The sequence below is a fragment of the Promicromonospora kroppenstedtii DSM 19349 genome (assembly GCF_000515355.1).
GTDB lineage: Bacteria > Actinomycetota > Actinomycetes > Actinomycetales > Cellulomonadaceae > Promicromonospora > Promicromonospora kroppenstedtii.
In genome coordinates this window covers 148,890-154,104 of sequence record NZ_KI911665.1, presented here as the reverse complement: position 1 = coordinate 154,104, position 5,215 = coordinate 148,890, and the positions used below count along the sequence as shown (strand labels likewise).

Annotated in this window: 5 protein-coding genes; 1 reads left to right on the top strand and 4 read right to left on the bottom strand. The window is 69.8% G+C overall.

Translation table 11 applies throughout. The features are described from left to right. Positions 1-77 precede the first annotated feature (77 nt). From PROKR_RS13100 to PROKR_RS13085, 4 genes are all read right to left on the bottom strand, one after another. On the bottom strand, positions 78-965 hold the full coding sequence (locus PROKR_RS13100; RefSeq protein ID WP_036963839.1) for an amino acid ABC transporter permease: 888 nt from the start codon (positions 963-965) through the stop codon (positions 78-80). Next, entirely contained in the window at positions 962-1,651 is a 690-nt protein-coding gene (locus PROKR_RS13095) for an amino acid ABC transporter permease (protein WP_036963836.1), read from the bottom strand. The genes PROKR_RS13100 and PROKR_RS13095 overlap by 4 nt, the downstream gene beginning before the upstream one ends. 141 nt (positions 1,652-1,792) lie before the next feature. Further along, positions 1,793-2,638, bottom strand: a complete 846-nt coding sequence (locus tag PROKR_RS13090; RefSeq protein ID WP_036963832.1) for a glutamate ABC transporter substrate-binding protein — start codon at positions 2,636-2,638, stop codon at positions 1,793-1,795. A 62-nt stretch (positions 2,639-2,700) separates the two neighbouring features. Next, the gene (locus PROKR_RS13085; RefSeq protein WP_245605813.1) at positions 2,701-3,516 is read right to left on the bottom strand and encodes an amino acid ABC transporter ATP-binding protein; all 816 of its coding nucleotides are present in this window, start codon (positions 3,514-3,516) and stop codon (positions 2,701-2,703) included. 138 nt (positions 3,517-3,654) lie between these two features. On the opposite strand from PROKR_RS13085, the gene miaB reads away from it, so the two are divergent. Further along, positions 3,655-5,215 (top strand): tRNA (N6-isopentenyl adenosine(37)-C2)-methylthiotransferase MiaB (miaB, locus tag PROKR_RS13080; protein ID WP_036963829.1); only part of this gene is annotated, 1,561 nt, incomplete at its 3' end.

The window sequence follows — 5,215 nt, the reverse complement described above, 5'->3', positions numbered from 1 at the left end:
ACTGAACCCGAGGACCGAGCCCGAGGACTGAACCCGAGGACGACGCCCCGCCGGACCTGGTCCGGCGGGGCGTCGCGTCAGATCTTGTCGGTCCCGCCGGCGCCGGCCGCCACCGCGGTCGGGTTGCCGATGCCGGTGCCCTCGATGGTCTGCCCGGCCGTGCGGCTCGACAGCAGCCGGGACAGCTGGTGCGCCACCACGGTGAGCAGCAGGTTCAGCACGATGAACACCACGGCCACGACCGTCAGCACCTGCAGCGGGTTGCCGTCGGCCGAATAGACGATCTGCCCGGTGCGCAGCAGCTCCTGGTAGCCGATGAGCTGGCCGAGGGCCGAGTCCTTCAGGACCACGACGATCTGCGACACCATCGCGGGCAGCATGGCCACCAGCGCCTGGGGCAGCTGGACGGAGCGCAGCGTCTGACCCGGCGTCAGGCCGATCGCGAGCCCGGCCTCACCCTGGCCGCGGGGCAGGTTCCCCACGCCCGACCGCACCAGCTCCGCGATTACGGAGCCGTTGTACAGGATGAGCGCGACCACGACGGCGAGGAACGCCTTGTCGCCAACCCCGGGCAGCAGCTGTCCGAACAGGCCGTAGAAGAACACCATCATGAGCAGCACGGGGACGGCCCGGAAGAACTCGACGACGGTGCCGCTCACCCCGCGCACGAGGCCTATCTGCGACAGCCGGCCCGTGCCGAAGACGAGGCCGAAGACGATCGAGCCCACGATCGCGAACGCCGCCGCCCGGAGCGTGTTGAGCAGGCCCGGGATCAGGTAGTACTGCCAGGTGCGGGCCGAGACGGCGTCCGCCCAGAGCTGGGGCTCCAGCTGGCCCTTGCTGTCGAGCTGGACCAGCACCCACGCGGCCACCGCGAGCACGACCAGCGCGCCGACGATGTTGCCGGCGAGGGTCCAGCTCCGCGCCCGGGGCCCGGGGGCGTCGAAGAGTACCGAGGCGCTCATCGCTTCACCGCCAGACGCCGGGACAGCCAGGTCGTCAGCAGTCCGATGGGGATCACCAGGATGACGTAGCCGATCGCGAACACCGCGAAGATCTCCCAGAGATAGTTGGGGTTGAACTCGATCATGGTCTTCATCGTGGAGGAGGTCTCCCAGGAGACGCTGGCCGCCGCGGCCACGGTCGAGTTCTTCAGCAGCGCGATGAGGGTGTTGCCCAGCGGGGCGGTGGCTCCGCGGAACGCCTGCGGGAGGATGATCAGGCGCGCGGCCGGCAGGAACGACAGGCCGATCGCGCGGGCGGCCTCGGCCTGGCCCAGCGGGACCGTGTTCACGCCGGAGCGGATCGCCTCGCAGACGAACGCCGCGTGGTAGACGGCCAGGCCGACGACGGCGAGGCGGAAGAAGTTGTCCTCGAAGTTGTCGGCGAGCTGGATCTGGAGCGCGGTCCACACGCCCATGACCATGAAGGTCATGATGATGGTCAGCGGGGTGTTGCGGAAGATGCTCACGTACGTGGCGCCGGCCCAGCGCAGCGACGCGATGGGGGAGATCCGCATGAGCGCGAGCAGAGTGCCGAGCGCCAGCGCGATCAGCGCGCCCCAGAACGTGAGCTGGATGTTGGTCCAGAACGCTCCGAGCACGTCGTACTGCTGCAGGAGCGCGCCGAGCCCTGACAGATAGTCGTTCACGGGTCACCTTTCGGGAGAGGCGCGGCCCTGGTCGGCGCGCCCCGGTAGGTCACAGTCGCGGACGGCAGGATGCCGCCCCGCAGCGAACCGGGATCGCGTCTCGCTCGGCGGACGCGATCCCGGTGCACTGCGAAGGAGACGTCAGGCGCAGGCGTCCGGCGTCGGCGGGTTCAGGTCCGCGTTCGGGGTGTAGTCGGCGCCCTCGGTGTTGGCGGCGACGAGCTCCTCCCACGTACCGTCGTCGATCATCTTGGTGATCGCCGCGTTGATGTCCTCGCACCGGTCCGAGCCCTTGGGCAGGCCCACGCCGTAGCGCTCCTCGGAGAACGGCGCGCCGACGACCTTGAGGTTGCCGTCGCCGTTGGCGGCGGAGAGACCGGCGAGAATGATGTCGTCGGTCGTGACGGCGTCGACCTGGCCGGCGGCCAGGGCGGTGACGCACTCGGCGTAGCCCGGGCGCTCCAGGAGCTGCACGCCCTCGGCGTAGTCCGTCTTGATCTTCTCTGCCGACGTCGAGCCGGTGACCGAGCAGAGGTTCTTGCCCTCCAGGTCCTCCGGGCCGGTGATGTCGGTGTTGTCGGCGGCGACGAGGAGGTCCTGACCAGCGACGAAGTACGGTCCGGCGAAGTCGATGACCTCCTTGCGCTCGTCCGTGATCGAGTACGTCGCGAAGATCATGTCCACGTCACCGTTCTGGAGCATGCTCTCGCGGTTGGCGGAGGGCGTCTCCTTGAAGGTGATCTGGTCCTCGCTGTAGCCCAGCTCGTTCGCGACGTAGCGGGCGACGTCGACGTCGAACCCGGTGTACTCGGCGCCGTCCTGCAGGCCGAGGCCCGGCTGGTCGTACTTGATGCCGATGGTGATGCCGTCGCCGCCCTCGGACGCGCCGCCCTCGGGCTCGCCGCCGACCTCGGCTCCGCCGCAGGCCGAGAGCGCGAGGGTGGACGCGGCGGCCATCGCCAGCAGCCCCATGGTGTGCTTGCGCATGATTCCCCTTCGGTAGTTCGGGTCCGGGTAGGACCCCTTGGCTGAGATCAGTCAGTGAAAGATCAGTGGGTCAGGATCTTGGACAGGAAGTCACGCGCCCGCTCGCTCTTGGGCGCCGTGAAGAACTCCTCGGGGGCAGCCTCCTCGACGATCTGCCCGTCCGCCATGAAGACCACGCGGTCGGCGGCCTTCCGGGCGAAGCCCATCTCGTGGGTCACGACGATCATCGTCATGCCCTCCTGGGCGAGTGCGACCATCGCGTCGAGCACCTCGTTGACCATCTCGGGGTCGAGGGCCGACGTCGGCTCGTCGAACAGCATCACCTTGGGCTGCATCGCCAGGGCGCGCGCGATCGCGACACGCTGCTGCTGGCCGCCGGAGAGCTGGGCGGGCATCTTGCCCGCCTGGTTGCCGACGCCCACGCGGTCGAGCAGCTTGCGGGCCTGCTCCTCCGCGTCCTTCTTGTTCAGCCCGCGGACCTTGCGCGGCCCGAGGGTGACGTTGTCGAGCACGGTCTTGTGCGCGAACAGGTTGAACGACTGGAAGACCATCCCGACCTCGGCGCGGAGCTGCGCGAGGGCCTTGCCCTCCTCGGGCAGGGTCTTGCCGTCGACCGTGATGGTGCCGTCGTCGATGGTCTCCAGACGGTTGATCGCCCGGCACAGCGTGGACTTGCCGGACCCGGACGGGCCGATCACGACCAGCACCTCGCCCTTGCGGACGGTGAGGTCGATGTCCTGCAGCACGTGCAGCGCGCCGAAGTGCTTGTTCACGCTCTTCAGCTCGACGAGGGGCGCCCCGAGGGCGCGGTCCGACGTCGGAGCGTCCACGGTGTTGTCGGCCGCCGGTTGGCCGGTGGTCGAGGTGCTCTGGTCCATCCCTTGAACCTAACGATCCGATGTTTCAAGGACCAAGTCGACCGGTCATCACCGCACAACGTTTCGGTAACAGATGCCCGTTATATGCCCGGATCAACCGTTCGGCGGGCCTCGAAAGGGGTCGTAAAATCGGGGACGATGTCCACGACCGCCCTCCCCTCAGCCCTGCCCGACGCCGCCGCGACCGACACCGCCGTCCGTGACGAGGCGCCCGAGGCGCCCCGCACCTACATGGTCCGCACCCTCGGGTGCCAGATGAACGTGCACGACTCGGAGCACATGGCCGGCATGCTCGAGCAGGCTGGCTACACGCGCGCGTCCAGCCAGGACGAGGCCGCGAACGCCGCCGACGTCGTCGTAATCAACACGTGCGCCGTGCGCGAGAACGCGGCCAACAAGCTGTACGGCAACCTCGGCCAGCTCGCGGGGATCAAGGCGACACGGCCCGGCATGCAGATCGCCGTCGGCGGCTGCCTGGCGCAGAAGGACCGCGGCGACATCGTCGCGAAGGCCCCGTGGGTGGACGTCGTCTTCGGCACCCACAACCTCGACGCCCTGCCGGTGCTGCTGGAGCGCGCCCGGCACAACGAGGCCGCCCAGGTGGAGATCGCGGAGTCCCTCCAGGTCTTCCCGTCCACGCTGCCGACCAAGCGCGAGTCGGTCTACGCCGGCTGGGTCAGCATCTCGGTGGGCTGCAACAACACCTGCACCTTCTGCATCGTGCCGCACCTGCGCGGCAAGGAGCGCGACCGTCGTCCGGGGGAGATCCTCGCCGAGGTCGAGGCACTCGTGGCCGCCGGCGCCATCGAGGTGACCCTGCTGGGCCAGAACGTGAACAGCTACGGCGTCGAGTTCGGCGACCGCGGTGCGTTCGCCAAGCTGCTGCGGGCCTGCGGGCAGATCGAGGGCCTGGAGCGCGTGCGGTTCACGTCCCCGCACCCGGCCGCGTTCACCGACGACGTCATCGCCGCCATGGCCGAGACCCCGAACGTGATGCCGCAGCTGCACATGCCGCTGCAGTCCGGCTCCGACCGGATCCTGCGCGCGATGCGCCGCTCGTACCGCTCGGAGAAGTTCCTCGGCATCCTGGAGCGGGTCCGCGCCGCGATGCCCGACGCCGCCATCACCACCGACATCATCGTCGGCTTCCCCGGCGAGACCGAGGAGGACTTCGCCGAGACCATGCGCGTGGTCGAGGCGTCCCGGTTCAGCTCCGCCTTCATCTTCCAGTACTCGCCCCGCCCGGGCACGCCCGCCGCGACCATGGACGACCAGCTTCCCAAGGCCGTGGTGCAGGAGCGGTTCGAGCGCCTGCTCGCCCTGCAGGAGCGCATTGGCGCCGAGGAGGCCGACCGGCAGGTCGGGCGCACCCTCGAGGTGCTGGTCGCCGAGGGCTCGGGCCGCAAGGACGGCGCGACCCACCGCCTGTCGGGCCGCGCGGCGGACAACCGGCTCGTGCACTTCGGCCTCACCACGTCGCCCGACGACGTCGTGCCCCACCCTGGCGTCGACCTCACACAGGCGCCGGAGACGCTGGACGATCCGCGTCTGGCCGACGTCGTGCCCCCGGGCCTGCCGCGCCCCGGCGACACGGTGACCGTGACCGTGGTCAAGGCTGCCCCGCACCACCTGATCGCCGAGCCGGCCGACGCCGCACGCCTCGTGGTGCGCCGCACCCGGTCGGGCGACGCCTGGGCCG

What these genes read in the sequence shown, in the direction of transcription:
- PROKR_RS13085 (WP_245605813.1), bottom strand. Translation starts at nt 3,516, where the DNA reads ATGGACCAGAGCACCTCGACCACCGGCCAACCGGCGGCCGACAACACC.
- PROKR_RS13090 (WP_036963832.1), bottom strand. Translation starts at nt 2,638, where the DNA reads ATGCGCAAGCACACCATGGGGCTGCTGGCGATGGCCGCCGCGTCCACC.
- PROKR_RS13100 (WP_036963839.1), bottom strand. Translation starts at nt 965, where the DNA reads ATGAGCGCCTCGGTACTCTTCGACGCCCCCGGGCCCCGGGCGCGGAGC.